Source organism: Salmonirosea aquatica, from assembly GCF_009296315.1.
GTDB classification, from domain to species: domain Bacteria; phylum Bacteroidota; class Bacteroidia; order Cytophagales; family Spirosomataceae; genus Salmonirosea; species Salmonirosea aquatica.
The window spans coordinates 157,561-176,173 of the sequence record NZ_WHLY01000001.1 but is presented as its reverse complement, the minus strand read 5'-3'; the positions used below and the strand labels follow the sequence as shown (position 1 = coordinate 176,173).

At 49.5% G+C, this 18,613-nt stretch carries 12 protein-coding genes and 1 pseudogene; 3 read left to right on the top strand and 10 right to left on the bottom strand.

The genetic code is table 11. From position 1 onward, the window contains the following. Window position 1: 1 nt before the first annotated feature. Window positions 2–1,261 (bottom strand): sensor histidine kinase, encoded by a 1,260-nt coding sequence (locus GBK04_RS00745; protein WP_373330577.1) that lies wholly within the window; start codon window positions 1,259–1,261, stop codon window positions 2–4. Window positions 1,262–1,609: 348 nt separating this feature from the next. Beyond that, the gene (locus GBK04_RS00740; RefSeq protein WP_152755992.1) at window positions 1,610–1,879 is read right to left on the bottom strand and encodes a type II toxin-antitoxin system Phd/YefM family antitoxin; all 270 of its coding nucleotides are present in this window, start codon (window positions 1,877–1,879) and stop codon (window positions 1,610–1,612) included. A 290-nt stretch (window positions 1,880–2,169) separates the two neighbouring features. Here GBK04_RS00740 and GBK04_RS00735 point away from each other — a divergent pair, with 290 nt between their 5' ends. Then, a complete protein-coding gene (locus GBK04_RS00735) occupies window positions 2,170–3,123 on the top strand; it encodes a site-specific integrase (protein ID WP_152755990.1) in 954 nt (317 codons plus the stop codon). A gap of 240 nt (window positions 3,124–3,363) precedes the next feature. Continuing rightward, window positions 3,364–4,023, top strand: a pseudogene (locus GBK04_RS00730) (metallophosphatase); the annotation flags it as partial. Between the two features lie 110 nt (window positions 4,024–4,133). Here the strand turns inward: GBK04_RS00730 and GBK04_RS00725 are convergent. The 3 genes from GBK04_RS00725 to GBK04_RS00715 form a co-directional block, all read right to left on the bottom strand. After that, on the bottom strand, window positions 4,134–5,000 hold the full coding sequence (locus GBK04_RS00725; RefSeq protein ID WP_152755988.1) for an endonuclease/exonuclease/phosphatase family protein: 867 nt from the start codon (window positions 4,998–5,000) through the stop codon (window positions 4,134–4,136). Between the two features lie 40 nt (window positions 5,001–5,040). Beyond that, window positions 5,041–6,024 (bottom strand): metallophosphoesterase, encoded by a 984-nt coding sequence (locus GBK04_RS00720; protein ID WP_152755986.1) that lies wholly within the window; start codon window positions 6,022–6,024, stop codon window positions 5,041–5,043. A gap of 96 nt (window positions 6,025–6,120) precedes the next feature. Further along, window positions 6,121–6,966: a glycoside hydrolase family 99-like domain-containing protein gene (locus GBK04_RS00715; protein ID WP_152755984.1), complete on the bottom strand. Its 846-nt coding sequence runs from the start codon at window positions 6,964–6,966 to the stop codon at window positions 6,121–6,123. Window positions 6,967–7,085: 119 nt separating this feature from the next. Between GBK04_RS00715 and GBK04_RS30140 the strand changes: the two genes are divergently transcribed. Next, complete coding sequence (locus GBK04_RS30140; protein WP_373330575.1) at window positions 7,086–7,217, top strand: hypothetical protein; 132 nt, start codon at window positions 7,086–7,088, stop codon at window positions 7,215–7,217. 126 nt (window positions 7,218–7,343) lie between these two features. Here GBK04_RS30140 and GBK04_RS00710 read toward each other — a convergent pair whose 3' ends face one another. From GBK04_RS00710 to GBK04_RS00690, 5 genes are read right to left on the bottom strand one after another with little or no spacing between them, the layout of a single operon-like run. Further along, window positions 7,344–8,357, bottom strand: a complete 1,014-nt coding sequence (locus tag GBK04_RS00710; RefSeq protein ID WP_373330574.1) for a DUF5627 domain-containing protein — start codon at window positions 8,355–8,357, stop codon at window positions 7,344–7,346. A gap of 42 nt (window positions 8,358–8,399) precedes the next feature. After that, window positions 8,400–10,160, bottom strand: coding sequence for a RagB/SusD family nutrient uptake outer membrane protein (locus GBK04_RS00705; protein WP_152755980.1), 1,761 nt, complete (start codon window positions 10,158–10,160; stop codon window positions 8,400–8,402). A gap of 13 nt (window positions 10,161–10,173) precedes the next feature. Then, window positions 10,174–13,164, bottom strand: a complete 2,991-nt coding sequence (locus GBK04_RS00700; RefSeq protein ID WP_152755979.1) for a SusC/RagA family TonB-linked outer membrane protein — start codon at window positions 13,162–13,164, stop codon at window positions 10,174–10,176. 45 nt (window positions 13,165–13,209) lie between these two features. Next, window positions 13,210–15,057 (bottom strand): RagB/SusD family nutrient uptake outer membrane protein, encoded by a 1,848-nt coding sequence (locus tag GBK04_RS00695; protein WP_152755977.1) that lies wholly within the window; start codon window positions 15,055–15,057, stop codon window positions 13,210–13,212. Window positions 15,058–15,060: 3 nt separating this feature from the next. Continuing rightward, window positions 15,061–18,366, bottom strand: a complete 3,306-nt coding sequence (locus GBK04_RS00690) for a SusC/RagA family TonB-linked outer membrane protein (RefSeq protein WP_373330573.1) — start codon at window positions 18,364–18,366, stop codon at window positions 15,061–15,063. Between the last annotated feature and the right edge of the window lie 247 nt (window positions 18,367–18,613).

Below are 18,613 nucleotides of genomic sequence, written 5' to 3'. Positions count from 1 at the left end.
GTTACAGGTCAATGGTCAGGTTTACACGGAACTCGTGGGTTTGGGAAACGATATCTAATCGGTAGCGACCTGGATAAAGTAGTTCCAACCGTTTACGAACGTTGTTCAGGCCAATTCCTCCTGCAACACCCTTTTTCTTTTGGGCAGATGAGGTGCTGTTGGAGACCTCGAGCCAGAGCGTTCCGCGAACGATACTAAGATTGGTACGAATCCACCCTGCCCGTGCGCTTGCCTCAAGTCCGTGTTTAAAAGCATTTTCCACGAACACAATCAGCATCAGAGGCGCTATGGTGCGACCTTCGGATTCGCCTGTTACGGAGTAAGTTAGGTTAGAATCCGCTTCATGCCGGATGCGTTGTAACTGCATATAACTGTTCAGGAACTCGATTTCCTTGTTCAGTGGTACAAAATCCGACTTTGTCTCGTAGATGGTGTAGCGCATTAAATTGGCAAGCCTGAGAATTGTATCGGGTACTTTGTCGGGTGATTTTATCGAGAAAGAGTAAATGTTATTGAGCGTGTTGAACAGGAAGTGCGGGCTGATTTGGGCTTTGAGAAAATCGAATTCCAATTGCAGTTTGTCTTTTTGGAGCTGCGCTTCCCGGGATTCTGCCAGAATTTTTTCCTTTTCAAGTTGGTTTTCCTTGGCTTTAATGGTAAACAAATCTTTGACTATTTTTAAAAATAAAGGATACAATACGTAGCTATAAACCAGCGAGTAAGACATTATCCCCACGATAAAATAGTCGAACGGGGCTTGCCAAACCGAAAAAGTAGGGAAACGCCTTGCCTGTGCAGTATAGAACTGAGGCAAATCAGAGAGGGAGAAATAACTTAAAAAAAGTGATAGCTGGTAATATAATATGACTGAGACCACCAAATGAACTGCGACAAAGCCCAGGATAAGCCAAAAAAATTGGAAGCGGAGCAAAATAAACCGGTGGATCAATTTTGCAATTGTCAAATAGATTAGGAAGACCAAAAGAGCATAAACAATCGTGGCAGAGGTAATATAAAGAGACCGCGCAGTTGGGTCAGACGAGCCGGGAGAAATATATGACTCTCCTCTATAGATTACTAGGATGACTGTTGTCCACATTAATAGGTGCCGCGCAATCCGATAGCGCGGTGCCGGGTTGATCAGCAATTGAAGGAAATGGTTTCGATCGCTTGAAAATTGCATAGAAGTGCTGCCGCTGCTTCCGAAGCGACGTTCGTTGTGATGTAAATTTGTACATATTGATTCACAAAAGACAGCCATGTTGCATGGCTCCTGATTTGTTGGAAATGGTCTAAAATAAACTCGATGTAGCATCTAAAAAGCGCCTGATAAATGATTAAAGTACGCTAAAATAGCTGTAAACGAACGTGTTTCTAAGATGGGTAGAGGTTGAAATCAGCCTTTCAGGAGCCATGCAACAAAGCTACAAAAGACATGAACTTACCACTTTTCTAACAAAAAAATAGAGCAATACCTCTGTACAAAAGACTAAGGCCCGCTTAGAATAGACGAAGGCGTAACAGCGGGGAGCATCAGAAGGGGGGGGCAATTGGTCAGATAGCGCTGCTGTCTCCAGACAGAACTCTTAATTGCCCGAAACAGAATTACTTAGATTTTTTCTTCCCTTCCATTCCCTGCGCCGCCGCTCGCTTTATTAGCTTCTGCAAGAATACTGTCTGCTTGGGCAGCGATTTCTTTACTGTCGTTCTTTAAACGAAGGTATTCCTCCCAGTCTTCGACCGAAACCAGCACGGCGACGGCCTTGCCCTGCCGGGTGACCAGGGTAGGCTCGTGGAGGTAAGCCGCGCGGTTTAAGAGATCCGAGAGCTGGTCGCGCATCTGCTGGGCGGTCACTCTGTTGATTCTATCATTTTCCATAATTCTGTAAGATTTAGGTATTCATTCAGAAAACACGTATTTAAAGAAATACTGGAATATACAAAAAGGGTTGTATGATAGAAAGTAAAATTTACAAGAATCTTACGATTTAGTTAATAAATACAAAAACAAAGGAATATATTTTGTTAAGGAACTTACAAAATAGCAGACAAATAATTATTTATTTTACATTTTACGAACGGATGTTTAAAAATATTACTTCTGATAATTCTTAGTTATCAGAAGTAATATTTTCGCTATATTTGGCCTGAACTAAGAATTCGTTCGTGATGGAGCTATCGGATGGAAAAGAAGGAGCGCTAATCCGGTTCGCCGACAAGGTAGGCCGGTACGTCGAGGCCGGCCTGGAGGGGGCCCCCAACACCCGGCGGGCCTACCGGGCCGACCTGCGCCACTACGCCGACTGGTGCCAGCAGCACGGGGTGGCCGCTCTTCCGGCCGAGGCGGATATCCTCTCGGCCTACCTGGCGCACCTGGCCGACGGTAGCAAGTGGGCCACCATCCAGCGGCGAATGGCGGCCCTGCGCAAATGGCACGAACTCAAAGGCGAGCCGTTTGTCTCCGGGCACAAGCAGGTGCAGGCCGTGCTTGAGGGCATCCGCCGGAGGAAGGGCGTGCGCCAGAAACAGGCCCCAGCCTTCGAGCTGGACGAGTTCCGCGCCCTGGTCCAGTCCCTGGATCCCGACAACCCGACCGAGCTGCGGGATAAGCTGGTGCTGCTGCTGGGCTTCACCGGAGCCTTCCGGCGCTCCGAGCTGGTTGCCCTCGACATCGGGGACCTGGCCTTCTCCCGGCAGGGACTCATCATCACCCTGACCCGCAGCAAGACCAACCAGTACGGGGAGGTGGAGCAGAAGGCGTTCTTCTTCCACCCCGACCCCCTGCTGTGCCCCATCCGGACGTTGGAGGCGTGGCTGGCCCTGCGGCCCCAGAGCGGGCCCCTGCTGGTTCGGTTTCGCAAAGGCAGCAGGCACGGCGAGGTGCGCCTGACCGAGGAGCGGTTGTCAGACAAAAGCGTGGACAACATCGTCAAGCACTACCTGGGCGTCGAGTACTCGGCCCATTCGCTCCGTGCCTCCTTCGTGACGGCCGCCAAGCTGAACGGGGCCGATGACCTGGAGGTGATGCAGCAGACCAAGCACCGAACCTCCGCCATGATTCAGCGCTACACCCGCACCGATGACATCCGCAGGTACAATGCCGGCAAGAAGCTGGGGCTTTGATAGGAAAGAAAAACTTCCACAGGTTTGAAAGTGATTCAGCTAAATAGATAGTCCCAAAGTGCGCTTATTGGAGGCCAAGCGGAACATTTCGTACGAATGTGGGCGCCCCCCCCTGTATCGGCTGGTGGATTGGCTCAATGAAGTGCCTTTGGCCAAGACACGTCAGGCCGCTTTTGTGCGATTAATTCCTCAAAATATTGCCCCGAATTGAATTCGCCAACAGTATCCAGTTGTAATGAGAACCTCTACAAGGGCGAGCCCGAAATCCTGGCCATGAACCGACTCGGCTACGACGCCGGTACAATCGGGAACCACGATTTCGACGGGGGGATCGACAACATGGTGACGCAGTTTGGCAAGGCCCGCTTTCCCCTGCTGATCGGCAACTACGATTTTTCCAACACCGCCCTGGACGGCCGGACCAGGCCATACCGGATTTTCGAGAGGGGCGGGATACGCGTCGGGGTGTTCGGGTTGGGGATCAAACCCGACGGGATGATCCCCAAAAGCGCCTTCGGGGAAACCAAATACCTCGACCCCCTGGAAATAGCCACCGATCTGGCAGCCACCCTCCGCCTGGACAAACAGTGCGACTGCGTCATTTGCCTCTCGCACCTTGGCTTCAGCTACCCCGATGACCGGGTTTCGGACTATACACTGGCCGCCGGGACCCGGCACATCGACCTGATTGTCGGGGGGCACACGCATACGTTCCTGACTGAACCCGTAGCCGTTCCCAATGCCGATGGGTGGCCCGTCTGGATCAACCAGGTCGGCTTCGGAGGCATCGACTTAGGCCGCATCGATCTCACCTTCGAGCGAGGGAAGGCTATCTTTGCGACGGGCAGAGCCGTTGCGGTAAGAACAGTGACAGTTAATTCTCCAATCAACATTCCATGAGAGCTAAACAAAGCTTGGGGTAATCCTGGTTAAGCGGCCGTCGTCATACTCTCCACTAACTGCGAACTAGCGTATTAAATAACGGCGATAGTAGGAGCATCAATTTTGAATTAGCGGGTCAAATCGACCACGGCCATGACGGGAAGGTGATCCGAATAATAGCGTCCTTCCTGTTGGTCGGTCAAGGTAGCGTGCTGTAGGACGCGTACCTTAGCGTTCACAAAGATGAAGTCGATCCGGCTTCTAATGGGACCCTTGCTCACCCAGAATCCACTAGAAGTGTTAACCGGCCCGTAATGCGGTGTTTTTGTTTGCATATAAGCATCCATCAGCTTTCCTCCCTCGACCACCTTCTGGTAGGTGATCGACGTGGGGGATGCATTAAAATCCCCGGTCAGGATAACGGCCCGTTGACCCGTAAGTGCGGTGATTTGGGCATGAAGCACTTCTGCACTTTTCTGCCTGGCTATATCACCCCGATGGTCGAGGTGGGTATTGAAAAAGTAGAACTCCCTGCGCGATTTTCGATCAGACAGCTTACACCACGAGGCGGTTCGCGGATAAAAAGCGTCCCAGCTTTTACTGCCCTTCACGTGAGGCGTTTCAGAAAACCAGAAAGTATCCGAGTCCAGTACCTTGAAACGATCTTTACGATATAAAATAGCCGTGTATTCACCAGCCTTGCCCTCCACCCGGGGCACACCATACCAGCCGAACTCCGGGAGAAGTTTCTCAAGATCGGCCATTTGATCCGCCTGTGCTTCCTGTAGGCCCACAATGTCGGCCTGATGGTACCTGATCAGACCGACAACGTTCTCCTTGCGAAACTCCCAGCCATTGATGCTGTCAATTGTATTTTTGTAACGGATATTATAGCTCATCACCCGCATGTTCTGAGCCTGGGCCAGGTAGGATGACAGGGCGATGGCAATTGTGATAAGGTACCTTAAAGATAGACTTCCCAGCATGCTCTTCATAAGGGCTATCGGTTAATAGGTGATTCATTTGTACGAGTAGCTATTCCGCTTTTTTACGGGATCGCTCCTCGCTTTGTCTGATGAAGTCAATTCCCTCCACCGTAAATTTCGAAGAGTCGTCTTTGGTCTTTTGGTAATAAGGAGAGTACATGCTTGCCGCAACGGTGCCCTGGTCTAGGTCGAACGCCAGAAGTCGGATGTACCCCCCTCCGAGGTCCTCATTCTGGTAGTTTTGAAGGATTTGGTACACTTTATTCCCCGCTACTCCCGTGTCGACCTTCATTGCCGAACTCATGACATGTCCGCTCAGTACAAACCGAATGTTCGAGTGCCTTTTGACGAGTCGCTCGAAAACCACCTGTGGGCTGAAGTCCCCGTAACCCGCATTGGAGCTGGCGACTTCGCCACGCGGCGTCAAATGGTAGTGTGTTACGATGATTACGTTGTAATTGAAGTATTCTTTGATAATATCCCCGGCCCAGTTGATCGGACCCATGCGGGGGCAAAACTCCATAGTCACCACCAGCCAGTTTGTGTCGCCAACCTTAAAAGTATAGTAAGCGTTGTCGCTTTTGCCAGGTTCGTAGCGGCCGCGTTGGTTTTTGAACCGGCTCACCGGAAAATATGAGTTGAATTTAAAGGTTTTTCTCAAATTCTGGTTCACATTGCCCGGTGCGGCGCTACCACTGTAAAAACCCACGGCCTCGGTATCGTGATTTCCCACGGCAATAGCATAGGGTATATGATTGACGTCCAGGGAATCATAACCCCTGCTGGCGATCTCCCAGTGGTCGTAATTATCGAAGTTCACCAGATCGCCAACATGTAGTACCATCGGTACGTTGAGGGAATCCTTGTGCTTGACTACCCAATCCATGCGGCTATAAAACATCTCCGGCCGTGCCCCCACTTCGGACTGCGTGTCAGGGAAGACGGGTATCGTGAATTTCTGGGCAAAACCACTGCTGGTAATAGCCACACAACATGCGAGTGGCGCTAGTAGTAACTTTATTAGGTGTTGCATGAGCAAAGGGATGATAAATGGCAAATGTTGGAAAAATGAGTGCGAAATCAGAAGCTGAATACCTGATGGGTTCTTTTGATTATTTTCCGTAGGCACTTAATTGGTCTTTTTATGCTGCCGGGTCATGACATCCCGCACCACCCTAAGATAGGAAGCGTCAGGATCGTCCCGGGTAGGTACCAGGTACCCCCCTTCACCGAGTTCGTTCCAGGCGTATAACAGCATCATGCGTTCCTGGGTGGTCTGATCCGGATGCCGATCCATCCAATCAAGGGCGTCTTCCAGAAAGCCTTCGAACTGAGCCGTCGTCCGGTCCGGGAAATACCAGCCTTCGGGTTGTGTCAGGCCATTGGCTCCTTCCCAGGGCCGTTTGTCCCATCCTACGGTCACTTCCGGTATGTAGGGTTGGGCGGGGGTACCTGCCCAGTTCTTTTTATGAGCTTCTACCAGCTCGGAATACGGATGGGCCTCCGAACCCGCCGAATAGCCGGGAATGATATTGTAGTGCGTTCGGTGCGTGAATCCAGGCGTCGAAGCGGAGCCGCATCCAGCTATAGACAAGCCGTTCAGGCCACCCCTGCCCGCAACAGCTTGCATGCTGGCTAAGCCTTCTTCTTCGATTCCCTTTACATTGAACAGTACGATCAAGGGTTTTCCTCCTACTTTAACGTATTGATTATCCCTGAAATAGGTCATCCAGTATTCAGTTGCTTTTTCCCAGTTCTCCGCCCCTATAATTTCAGAACCGGAGTGGTTGGCAACCAACAGGCCAAATTTTACCCTATGTTTGTTCTTTGCTTTCAGATACAGGTTCAGGCTGGTGTGGTGGGGTAGGTTCTGTATGGCCTCCGGATTTAGGGGTCCCTTGTTATCCCGCCAGTACCAGCAGAAAAGAAAGAAATCGACCCCGTTGTCTGCGGCAAGATCAATCTGCCTCTCCATGATTGCCTGAGAATCGTCCCTCCACCCCAGATGGGCGCCCGGTTGGAAAAATCTTCAACAAAGCGTCGGGTCAAGTGAGTCGGCGCATTTTTGGCCCAGGGTTCAGCCGGATTGCGAGCATGCCTATTTCGGCCCGCCCATCCGTCAAAATAGTATACCCCGATCTGAGCCCTTTTTCTGTTTTCGGTACCCTGTGCGCTACTGGGCCGGATGCCGCCGGCAAAAACGAGGAGGAAGAGCAGCCCGGATAGGTTCCATGGTCGTCTCATAGCTATGAAATGATTTAGGGTTTAAGATGAATTTCTCGTTAGTCAGTAACCGGACAGCATCGTCTGGTAATGAAACTATGGGCAAAGCCAGCAATATCAACGAGAAAACTAATCTGAGACAATCGGTTGGTAAACTTCCATCACCACGCCCCGGTCCCTTATAACCAGGGTGTCCGTGGCGGAGTAGGTATTCGTTCCATCCGAAAATTGGTAGCTCAGGTGAATCGCGTCACGTTTTTTATTCCCCCATTCGTCGGCATCGTCCAAGAATTTCCCGGTACCGGTGATTGAATAGGAGGCACCCTGCTTACTGCTTACCACACACTCGTTGCCAGAAAAGGTAAGGAGAAGGTTTAAGGAACCGGTAATCAACGATGAACGAATCACTCCGTTAACTGCGACCTGGTTCTTCGAGGTGGTCGTCAGTGTCCAGACCTCATCGGATGTGACAAACTGCTGCCGGTACGACGTGGTTTCGAGTTCCTGGCCGGCCGAACTCTTCACCGTGCTTTTTCCCCGATGGAAGTAATTCCCATGGTAAGGATTGACATACTTCACGGCAAACATGGTGAAATCTTTCGGTACAACTTCCCAATGGCTCGTAACTCTGCGGTCGGGCTGAGCAATGGCAGACTTGCCCCGAAGGAGGGAATCCAGATTCATTACCCCGGTAATTCTGATGGGCACCACGTAGGCAAGCTTAGTGGCTAAAGTGTCATCAAAAAAGGCGTCAGTCAATTGTACCTCGACATTGCCATTGAACTCTCCTGCCGGAATAATTAGTTCATTGGCAGAACTCAGAGTATAGTATTCTTGGGGCAAAGGATAAATCGGCTGCCCGGTCGAAGCGAAAGCTGCATTTTCACAGAGGGTGTTGTCCACCTCTATTTTAAAAATCCGATTAGCATCGTTTTGATAAACCCCGCCCATTACGGCCGATATCAGGAATTTGTGGTTGTTGTCATTCGAATTGTCGTAGATATCATCACCTAGCACCAGGGTCCGGACGGGATACTGATAAGGGAAGTAACCGGTCGTATATTCAAAGGCTGGAAAGGCGATTTCCTGATTTTTACAGGCAATCAAGCCGACGGACAGCAGCAGAAATAGTATCTTTTTCATATTAGAAATCTTGCAGGTTATTTTCATGGAAAAATAGGACGGCTACCAACCTTGGTTTTGAATCAGCGCATTGTACTTAACCACCTCCGTTTCGGGGAGAGGCCCATAATGCATGTACTCATTATTGTAAACACGGGGCTCGACATCGATTATCATAATACCTGTTCTATTGATGTTAACCCCCTTGGCTGTTTTTGTCAGATTTTCTTTCCAGCGCCGCAAATCCCAGAACCGAAATCCTTCAAAACTCAGCTCCAGCCTGCGTTCGTTCCGGATTAGTTTCCGCATTTCTTCTTTTGTCCCGATGGAGGCCAGGTAGGCGTCAGGTTGCGCGATGCCAGCGCGCTTGCGAATAGCGGCAATTACATCACGGACAGAATACCCCCACGCACCGGTTCCATCTGGGCCCCAGGCTTCATTGGCGGCTTCGGCATAAATCAGGAATAATTCGGTATAACGCATGTGTACCTCATAATGCTTCTGGGTGGTTGGAGCCACCGGATTCAGATTGACTTCTTCCACCAGAAGTTTTTTCAAATAGTATCCCGTCCGGGTGGATGTTTCCACCGAATCCTTAGCGTCCACTCCGCCCCCTACCCCCGTAGTGATCGTTTTACCCGAAAAAGTATTTCCGTTATAAGCAATGTACAGGCGTAAGCGGGGGTCTCGGTTTGCGTATGGTTTTGTGGGGTCATACTTGCTTTCCGGTTGTGTAATCGGATAGCCATTGGCGGCCGGAAAGGCATCCACCAAGTTTTGGGTGGGATTGACATTACCTCTGCCAAACAGTGAGGGGGGGAAATTGGCCTGCTCTCGCGCATTGGACGAAGCGACAGGGCTCCGCCACAAAATCTCCTTCTGATCGATCGGCGTTCCGGCAGATACATTCAGTGCATCGACCAGGGATTTGAGGTAAAATCTATGTCCGGCCGGATCAAGCCCGTTTAAACCGCCAATCTCCGAAAGTGCTGTTCCGGCATAATCGGCGGCCTTTTCCCACAAGGAGGGTTCATTGTGAAAGGCAGGACTGGCATTAAGTAAAGCAACACGGGCCCGTAAAGCCTTTACCATTCGGGCACTGATTCGCTGATTGAGTTCCTGCCCAAAAATAATATTGTAATTCACGACCGACACGTGCTCATAACCAGCGGGCAACTGGCTGGCAGTATTGATATTGCGATAATCATCCATCGTCAGATATTCCAGGGCTTTATCTATATCGGCATAAATCCGCTGGATGGATTCTTCAAAAGTGGCCCTGGGCAAATTAAAATTGTCCTGAACATTCAGGAACCGATCAAAAATGGGAATGCCCAGCATCTGCCCATTGTTTCCAGGCCCTGCCACTGTAACCAACAGATGGTACTGAAACAAAGCGCGCAACGCATGGGCTTCACCTTTAAACCGCTGCGTGTACATCCAGTTCAGTTCTGGTACCGACCCTTTCCAGTTGACCGTATCGATTACAGTAATGAACTGGTTCAGACTTTGAATGCCCGCAATGCAATTGTTCCATTGACTAACCGGATTAAAAATCGAGGACCACTGTCCGGTAGCCATACGTAGATAGTCATTAAGCTTGTTGTTGCTGACTGCATCATCTGTGGCGACATCATTGAAACTCAGATTATTGGTGGGGATCCTAGCATAAGCAGCCATCAGCACTCCCTCGGCAAAGGATGGGTCTTTATAGATTCGGTCTGAGGTAGCGTGGTTATCGTTCACGGGATCGAATAGTTCACACCCGGCTAATGAAAAAGCGATTAGGAAAAGCAGACTATATTTCTTCAAGGATATTGACATAACTTTAGAGAGTTTAGAACGAAGCATTGACACCCAGGGAAAACGACCGATACTGTGGTTCGCTACCAATATTCAATTCCCGAATATCCCGGTATTTTGAAACAGTAAGGAGGTTAGAGACATCAGCGAAGCAGGAGAATGACTTTACGTTTAGTCGGTTTGCTAGCTGAATCGGAAAATCATAGGTCAGTTGGAGGCGGTCTAGCGTAAAATAGTTGTCACGATATAGCCAGAAAGACGAGTTGCGGTAATTATTGTTACTGGCAATGGAGCTCAACCGGGGAAAGGTAGCCGTTGCTTTGGTGGCTTCGGTCCAGCGATTCATGGCATAGGTGGAATACTTGTCATCACTATCTACCCAAAAGTAGTCGTTCGATAGCATGCCATCGGCACCTGTTCTTCCATTGCCCCGAGCAAATAAGGTCAATCTTTTGTAAGCAAGCCTAAGATTCAACCCATACGAAAAGGGTGCCTGGGCTCTGCCGATACGCTTTTCGTCATTTGCATCAATGATACCGTCTCCATTTTGATCAATGTACTTGATGTCGCCCGGCCTGACAGTGCCAAAGGCCTGGACAGCGTGGTTGTCAATTGTGACCTGATCCGGAAAGAAACCATCCGCGACCAACCCGAACCGGGCATCCACCGGCTGCCCGGTTCGGTAACGATACCCATCCGCATAGAGCTCATCCTTTTTCTTTACTTTCGAATCGGCATACAAGGCATTTATTCCCAGTGCCATTGTCCAATCGCCAACATTTTGCTGGTAGGTGATCCCGATTTCCGCTCCCCGGTAGGTATTTTCATCAAAGTTCTGGTACGGGATATAACCGGTAAAATAGCTGGGATAAATGGTTTGCGGCCTCGTGATAATACCCGAGTACGTACTGGAAAAAATATTGGCATCAATTGATAGGCGCTTGGCAAACAGCATACTTTCAAAGCCCACATTGACTTCTTTGCGTTGTTCAAACGCAAGTTGGCTGTTCCCCCCGTTGATGGGTACAGTACCGGCTCTGGACCGGGTACCTTCGTACCAGGAATAACTGCCTGAATTGCCAAAGCGGTCATCATAGTAATAAAAGCCATCGATACCCGCGTCTGAGTTCATGGCTCCGCCTGATATTCGCAACTTCAGGTAATCCAGATAGGTGGCTGAAGAAAGAAAATCTTCGGCACTAATCACCCAGGCTAAGCCTAACGAGGGTGAAAATGCCGTCCGGTTTCCTTCGGGCAACTTGGGCGAATTGACATAAGCGCTGCTGAAATCCACCAGGTACTTATTCTTATAGCCGTAGGTCAGGCGCAGGCCCAGATTGGCATTCTTACTACCCTGCAAGTTTTCCTGCACTTTGTCGTTGGTTAGGAATCCCAATAATGAACCTGTTACATGGTGCGTCTCATTGAAGGTGCGGTCGTAATCGAACAACCCGTAAAACCCTATTCTTCTTCGATACGAAGCATTGTCGACATTTTGTGTTCCGGAACGCACATCTTCTCCAAATTGCCTTAGGTTAACAATACGGTCCTGTTCATCCCATACCGGCTCGTATACCGCATACTGATTGCTGATAAATTGATCGTAATTGGTAAGGTACTCAAAGCTTAAATTAGTATGGAAACCCAAACCTTTTATGGACCGACCCAAATCAAAATCAATGCGGTTGTTGAACGAAAAGGTACGCTGTAGCTGCTCAATTTCGCCCCCCGAATAAGCGGCGGCAATAGGGTTGGTTGGGTAACTTGTGGTACCACCAAGCAGATACATTCCGTCTATATCGCTTTTACGCTGCCTTAGCACAGCGTTTTCGGGATCAATGGTTGAAATGGGTAGTAAGGGCGCAAATAGATTGGGGCGCAAGGTGGCAGCATTCGACCAGTAATTCCCCTGCGGGCCCCGATTATTATTCAGAACAACCACGGCATCCAGAGCGCTTTTAACCCAGGGATTGATCCTTAGGTCAATATTTCCCCTAACATTGAAAATATTTGATTTCGCGGATTTTCCCTGCCCGAAATCATAAAGACTTCCCGTCTGAGTCCAGCCAATGTTGGAATAGTAGGTAGCGACCCTGTTTCCTCCCGAAAAGTCTAACATTGCTCTCGAAAATGGCTTAAAGTCGTTCAAATATTCACCAGAGTAGTAATCGACACTCGGATATCGGTAGGGATTACCGGCGCGGTAATTCTGGATCAACTCGGGGCTATACTGGAGGCTCAATCCATCATTCATTCTGGCTTCGTTATAAAGTTCCATATATTCGGCCGATGGCAGGTACTTAGGTAAGGCGGCGGGCTTGGATACCCCGTAAAAAGCCGAAGCGTTGATCTGCCTTTTATAGGGCTGCCCCCGTTTGGTGGTGACCAGCACGACCCCGTTGACTGCGTCATTCCCATACATAATGGCCGAGTTGATGTCTTTCAATACGGTAATCTGCTCCACTTCGGCCAGATTGATAGTACTGATGTCGCGCGGGAGTCCATCCACCACAAAAAGGGCATTACCAATGCCCCGAATATTAGAGCTTCCCAGCAGGCCGGGAAGCATACCCGTCATCGCGGAAGCTATGCTTTGGGTATTGTCAAATTTCCTGAGCTGGGTAGGGTCCAGCACGCTCACCGCGTTGACCTGGTTTGCCTTTTTTACCTTACCAAAGGCAATCCGAACGTCATCTTTCTGGCCTAACAGAAAGCTGGACTTTTTTAGTGTCAACGCTTCTTTTTCCATATATTGCTCAGGCTCAAAAACAGCAGGCTCGTAACCTTCCGCTTCGATCAGCAGGTTGCTTGCTCCTGTAACAGAGAGTGAGAACCTACCCTCGGCGTCAGTATTCGTGACCGCAATACCTTCATTGGCGTATACCCATGCGCCCTTGATGGGCTTGCCATCTTCATCAGCTACTACCAGTTTAAGGGTGCTGCCTTGCTGAGCGCGGGCCCAACCCGGATAAAACAGCAGCCCACAGCACGCAAAGGTGAAAAGGTACTTATATAGTTTTTTCATGAAATTCCATTTTTAATCAATAATCTAGGATAGATAGTCTGGAGCTTACCAGCCAGGATTCTGGGTAAAGCCTTCATAGAGCCTCGTGTCACCGAGCTGGAAGGGTAGCCAGTTGTGCTTTTTCTCAAATACCCGGGTCACCACTACTCTTTCGCGCAGGTTGATCGGTTTTCCATCAGGGCCGCGGTCAAAATCAATCGCTGTCTTCTGCAGGTACTCCTGATTCCCGGCAATATTCCAACGGCGCAGGTCGAAAAAGCGGTGCCCCTCAAAAGCCAGTTCGACGGCGCGCTCCCGAATTATCTCATTCATAAAGGCCTCTTTTGAGGCAGTGAATTTATTGGCCAGGTTCGGCAGTTGCGCCCGGTTCCGAATCGTATTGACCGCATCGACCGCTGTAAGCCCGATCACCGGCGATTTGGCTGTGGGTGAGCCATACCCGTGTAGGGCCGCTTCTGCGTACATCAGATAGACATCGGCAAGACGCATGATGGGGTGGTAGGACTGGAAATTTCCCCAGCGATTGTCCCAGGGGTTGTTTCCTTTTGGAGTCCACTTCCGGTAAAAATATCCCGTCACACTGCCCGCTACCCCATTGCTGGCCGGGGTACCATTGCGGTGCCTGCCCGAATTGGACAGCTGGGCAAATTCATTCTCCTTGGCGGCCGCTACGCTTGCATTATCAACCAGCCGGACGCCATCATACACAATATCTATGTAAAAGCGGGGTTCGCGTCCCGTCCAGGGGGCATTTGGGTCATAACCCGACTGCGGGTCGTCGATGGGCAGGCCGTTGGCCATCCCGTAATTCTTAATGTAATTGTGGGTAGGTACTTCTACCCGGTTGTTACCGGCTCCAAACTGAACCGGGTTGGAGGTTCGGTTAGTCGTGAATCGTACAAAGTTTGGTATGATTATAGTGGGGTTCATGATCACTTCCGTCCCGCCCGGACGCTCGCGGTTTCCGGGAGACCAGACCCAGAAATTATTAGTCCATGTCTCCCAAGATTGTAACTGGTATGCCCCTGATTCGTTACAGATCCGAATGACCTCAGCAAACGTGTCAGCCGCCCGCTTGCACAATTCAGCATCGTAGGTGTTGCTGCCGGTCGAGGACTCATTCATCATCGGGCTACCCGCATACAATAGGTTTTTACCCAGCAAGGAAAGTGCATGAATTTTGGTAATCCTTTGGGAGTTATTCCCTAAGGTAGCCTTCCCAACGCCCGTATCGTCCCACTTCAGGGGAAGCAATGCGGCGGCCGCCTCAAAGTCCTTTGCCACTTTCATAGCCGTTTCCCGGTAGGTCAGCCTGGGCAATTTCAACTCTTCCGAAGAGGACAGTACCTCATCTACGTAGGGCAGACCGCCGTACCAGCGCATAAGTTCGAAGTGGAAATAAGCGCGGAAAAATAAGCATTGCCCCTCAATAATGTTCCGGGCTTCCGGGTCTACATTGGTGAGTAAGTCCAGCTTACTCAATCCAAGATTGGCCTTCCGGATGGCGTACCAGGCAAAAGGCCATACCCGCATGCGGGTAAGGTTACCGCTGTAATCCATCCTGGGGCTAGCTCCGTACAGGAAAGTACCCTGGTTCCAGTAGTTGCCGTCATCCCAGACTATGGGTACATTGGATAGTACTTCGTCGGATGAACTGAAATTGTAATACTGGTTCCCTCCCAGAACTTTATGGATATCCACAATGCAATCGTACATTTCCTCCACATATCCCTGAAAGCTGACAAAACTACCAAACACATCCGTATCGCTGATGCTTGCCTCGGGCGCCCGGTCCAGGTAGTCTTCGCAGCCTCCGCAGATAAAGCCGATACTTACAATACCCGCTATGAAGGCCAACCTATATTTATGCATTATACTTTTAATACGTTTCATTTTTTAAAAGGTTAAGTCGAAACCGAAGTTGATCCGTTTGGGTGTAGGATAAGCGCCTGCGCTTGCATCTCCCCCTGATGAGGCAGCTTCACGGTCGTCGGGCAGCCGTGACCAAAACAAAAGATTATTTCCATTGACGTACACACGCAGATTAGACAGGCCGAGTCGCCTCAGAACAGGATCTTGAAAGCTATAGGCGATTTCGGCCGTTTTGAGCCTGACATAGGAGCCATCATAAATAAAATAATCTCCGATAAACTGTCCCTGTGATTTCCAGCGGGGAATGAACGAAGTCGCATCGGGATTGTCTTTTGACCAGTGGTCCCTGACATGCGCGAAAAGCGTATTCTGGTACATGTAAAAGTTACTCAAAGGCACATTCCTCGATACATTATTTACTCCATACAACTGGACCATCAGGCTAAATCCCTTGTAACTTCCGCCCATGGTAGCGTTGAAATTGTTTTGAGGTACTTCTGAAAAACCGTACGGTACTGTGTCATCGTTTCCCGTAATTACACCATCTCCGTTAAAATCAAGTATGTTATAGTACCCTGGTAGCTTGGAGAGATCATTGGTTTGCTGTGGTGTACTGGCAAATACGTCATCCCATGTATTATAAAAATCGGTACGTACCTGTGTCCTAACTTGTCCAATTTGGTAACCAGCCTGCTTTAGGTAATCCACCTGGAATAAAGGATCGTCACGATTGATGATTTTGTTTTCGGTATGCGTTACTGAGAAAGCTCCCCACAGGTGAAGCCCGGAAGGAAAGGCTTTGTTGAGCCGCAGTTCCAGTTCATATCCTTTAGAATTTACCCGGCCGAGGTTGGCAGCAGGGGGCGTGGCGCCGAAGTAGGGAGGGATGGCCCTGGAGGTACCACTGATGATAATATCGGTCCTGTTGTCGGTAAAATAGTCAAAGTTTACAGAAATGAGATCATTAAATAGACCCATTTCAGCGCCATAGTTGGATTTGCGAGCCTTTTCCCAGCGGATATTCGGATTTCCGACAATCTGCTCCTTATAGAAATTATAAGGGCTTCTTTCGTTCGGGTTGGCGTTTAAGCGGGCGGAGGAAATTCCGCTGCCCCCGTATTGGTATTGTGATTGGTAAGCCCATCGTTCCCCTCCCGTGTCGTCCCCGACCATGCCAGTACTGTACCTGAATTTCAGACGGTTTATCCAATCCAACTTAAAGAATTTCTCATTGGAAACGTACCAGCCTACCGCCAGCGATGGAAAAAAATCGAACCGGTAACCGGGGCCAAACTTTTCTGAACCGTTATAGGCTCCGTTGAACTCAAACAGGTAGCGCGTATCATAGTCATAGGTTGTACGGAAGACCCACTCCTCCCGGTAACTCGGGAACATACTACCCCGGGCATATTGCTCTCTTTTAAAGAGTCCCATGCCCCCTACATGATGCAAATTGAAGTCACGGCTATAGTTTAGCTGATGCTGATGCGTCAACCTACGGGTTATCGCAGAGGCAGTAGTTGTTTCAGCGTTGATATTCCAGGGATTTACTACCCAGTCAAATGCACTTGCTGCTACCACAGGGGTAATTTGGGTATATTCGCTAGGGTCTTGGTCGCCCCCAACGTAAAGATTAGGAAATACGATTTTGCCCAGTAGGTTTCCTTCGGGACGAACATGGTTCTGATCCGCGATACCTCCTATTGTCTGGATACCATTATCGTAAAATAAGGTTCCGGTATAACTTAATCCTTTGGTCAGGAAATCAAGCTTTTGTTCTAACAGGAAATCGGCCCGCAACTCTACATTACGCTGCTGCCAGATACCCGTATTGTAAATCAACGCCACTGGGTTTTGTAAAGCTTCCGGAGGGAGCGCATAGCTTTGTCCCCAACTTCCGTCTTCGTATTGGGGAAGAATCACATCGGGTGGGAATCGGTAGGCGGCCGCCCATGCCAGGGGATTTGTACCAGAACTCCCGTTATTAAACGAGTAGTTGGTGTTTTTCTGGCTGAAAAGCCCAGCCAGATTTACCCGCACATTGGTCGTTTTTGTCAATTTAAAATCCAGGTTGCTCCGGAAGTTGAAGCGGTTGAACCCGTAGCCGGGATCATAGCCCTTATGGTTGTCATATTCCCGGAACATGTCCCCTTCATTGAGGTAGGCCAGCGACCCAAAATATTTTACGAAACTGGTTCCTCCCGTGACATTAAGGTTAGCCCGCTGGGACCATGATACGTCCCGGAACATCGCTTTTTCCCAATCTACATTCGGATAAAGCATGGCATTTTCGGGCGTCTGAGGTTGTTTGTAGCGTAATGCCACGTCATAGGGGACATAATCGGCCCAGGAAATCGGACTTATCAGCCCTTCGCGCTCAATCATCTCATTCCGAATCATGATGGCTTCGTACGAATCCAGCTTTTCAGGTAATCGCGATACCGACAAAGCCGTAGCACTATAATTCACAGAAAGCTGTGGTTTGGATTCGGAGCCCCGTTTAGTGGTGATCAGAATTACACCGTTGGCACCTCGTACGCCGAAAACCGCTGTTGCTGACGCATCCTTCAGGACCGAGATACTCTCTACCTCGCTTACATCCACATTGCTCATTTCCCGTTCGACGCCATCAATTAGAATCAATGGTTGACCTCCGTTCCACGTATTTCGGCCACGGATGTATATCTCGGTAGCATTACCAGAGGACAATGTCCCCCCCGGCTCACCACTGGAAGTGATGGTGGTCAGGCCGGGGAGTTGTCCGGTCAACGCCTGCTTCAAGTCGGTAACGTTGCCTGTCCTCCTCAAATCCTCGTTGGTGGTCTGTACGATGGCTCCCACTACGCTCTGCTTTTTCTGGGTACCGAATCCAACCACCACCACTTCGTCCAGTATTTTTTCATCAACTGCAAGTGTAATTTCAATCGTATTGCGGTTTCCGACGACAATCTCCTGAGGAGTATAGCCTACAAATGAGAAAACCAGCACAGCAGTCTGATCAGGTACATCCAGCGAGAACCCCCCTTGTGCATCGGTGGTGGTACCACGCTGGGTACCTTTTACCAGAATACTCACCCCCGGAAGGCCATCTCCTTTTTCATCAACCACTTTTCCACGAACCCCAATATCTTTACTATTGGTTTCAGGAGCTCTGTTTGCCAGTTGGTTGTTCATTCGTTTTTCTATACTGGACAAAGCTTTCTGGTTGAGTTCTTTTGACTCAATGGACTCCGGGACTTGAAACGATCGCAAACTTTGGCGGTTTTCATTCTTTCTTTTAATCACAATCGTTTGATCTACGATCTGGTAGGTCAGGGGCTGATGCTTCATTATCTCATCCATGAGTTCCCCGACCGAACCACCTGAAAAGTCTAGAGTAACTAAGTTTGCTTTTTTGATGAGCTTGTTATCATAGAAGAAAACAAAGCTGCTCTGCTTTTCAATTTGATTAAACACCACTGTTAGGGGAGCGTCTTTTACTGACAAAGTCACCCTTTGGGAAAAAACGCCTGCGGAGACGTGCAAACAGGTGATCAACAGGAGAAGGGAAGAAAGCTTCATCGCTAAGATCAATTTA

Coding starts and splice junctions, on each gene's coding strand:
- GBK04_RS00745 (WP_373330577.1), bottom strand. CDS start 1,261: ATGGCTGTCTTTTGTGAATCAATATGTACAAATTTACATCACAACGAA.
- GBK04_RS00735 (WP_152755990.1), top strand. CDS start 2,170: ATGGAGCTATCGGATGGAAAAGAAGGAGCGCTAATCCGGTTCGCCGAC.
- GBK04_RS30140 (WP_373330575.1), top strand. CDS start 7,086: ATGCCTATTTCGGCCCGCCCATCCGTCAAAATAGTATACCCCGATCTG.
- GBK04_RS00740 (WP_152755992.1), bottom strand. CDS start 1,879: ATGGAAAATGATAGAATCAACAGAGTGACCGCCCAGCAGATGCGCGAC.
- GBK04_RS00720 (WP_152755986.1), bottom strand. CDS start 6,024: ATGCAACACCTAATAAAGTTACTACTAGCGCCACTCGCATGTTGTGTG.
- GBK04_RS00690 (WP_373330573.1), bottom strand. CDS start 18,366: ATGAAGCATCAGCCCCTGACCTACCAGATCGTAGATCAAACGATTGTG.
- GBK04_RS00705 (WP_152755980.1), bottom strand. CDS start 10,160: ATGTCAATATCCTTGAAGAAATATAGTCTGCTTTTCCTAATCGCTTTT.
- GBK04_RS00695 (WP_152755977.1), bottom strand. CDS start 15,057: ATGAAACGTATTAAAAGTATAATGCATAAATATAGGTTGGCCTTCATA.
- GBK04_RS00710 (WP_373330574.1), bottom strand. CDS start 8,357: ATGAAAAAGATACTATTTCTGCTGCTGTCCGTCGGCTTGATTGCCTGT.
- GBK04_RS00725 (WP_152755988.1), bottom strand. CDS start 5,000: ATGAAGAGCATGCTGGGAAGTCTATCTTTAAGGTACCTTATCACAATT.
- GBK04_RS00700 (WP_152755979.1), bottom strand. CDS start 13,164: ATGAAAAAACTATATAAGTACCTTTTCACCTTTGCGTGCTGTGGGCTG.
- GBK04_RS00715 (WP_152755984.1), bottom strand. CDS start 6,966: ATGGAGAGGCAGATTGATCTTGCCGCAGACAACGGGGTCGATTTCTTT.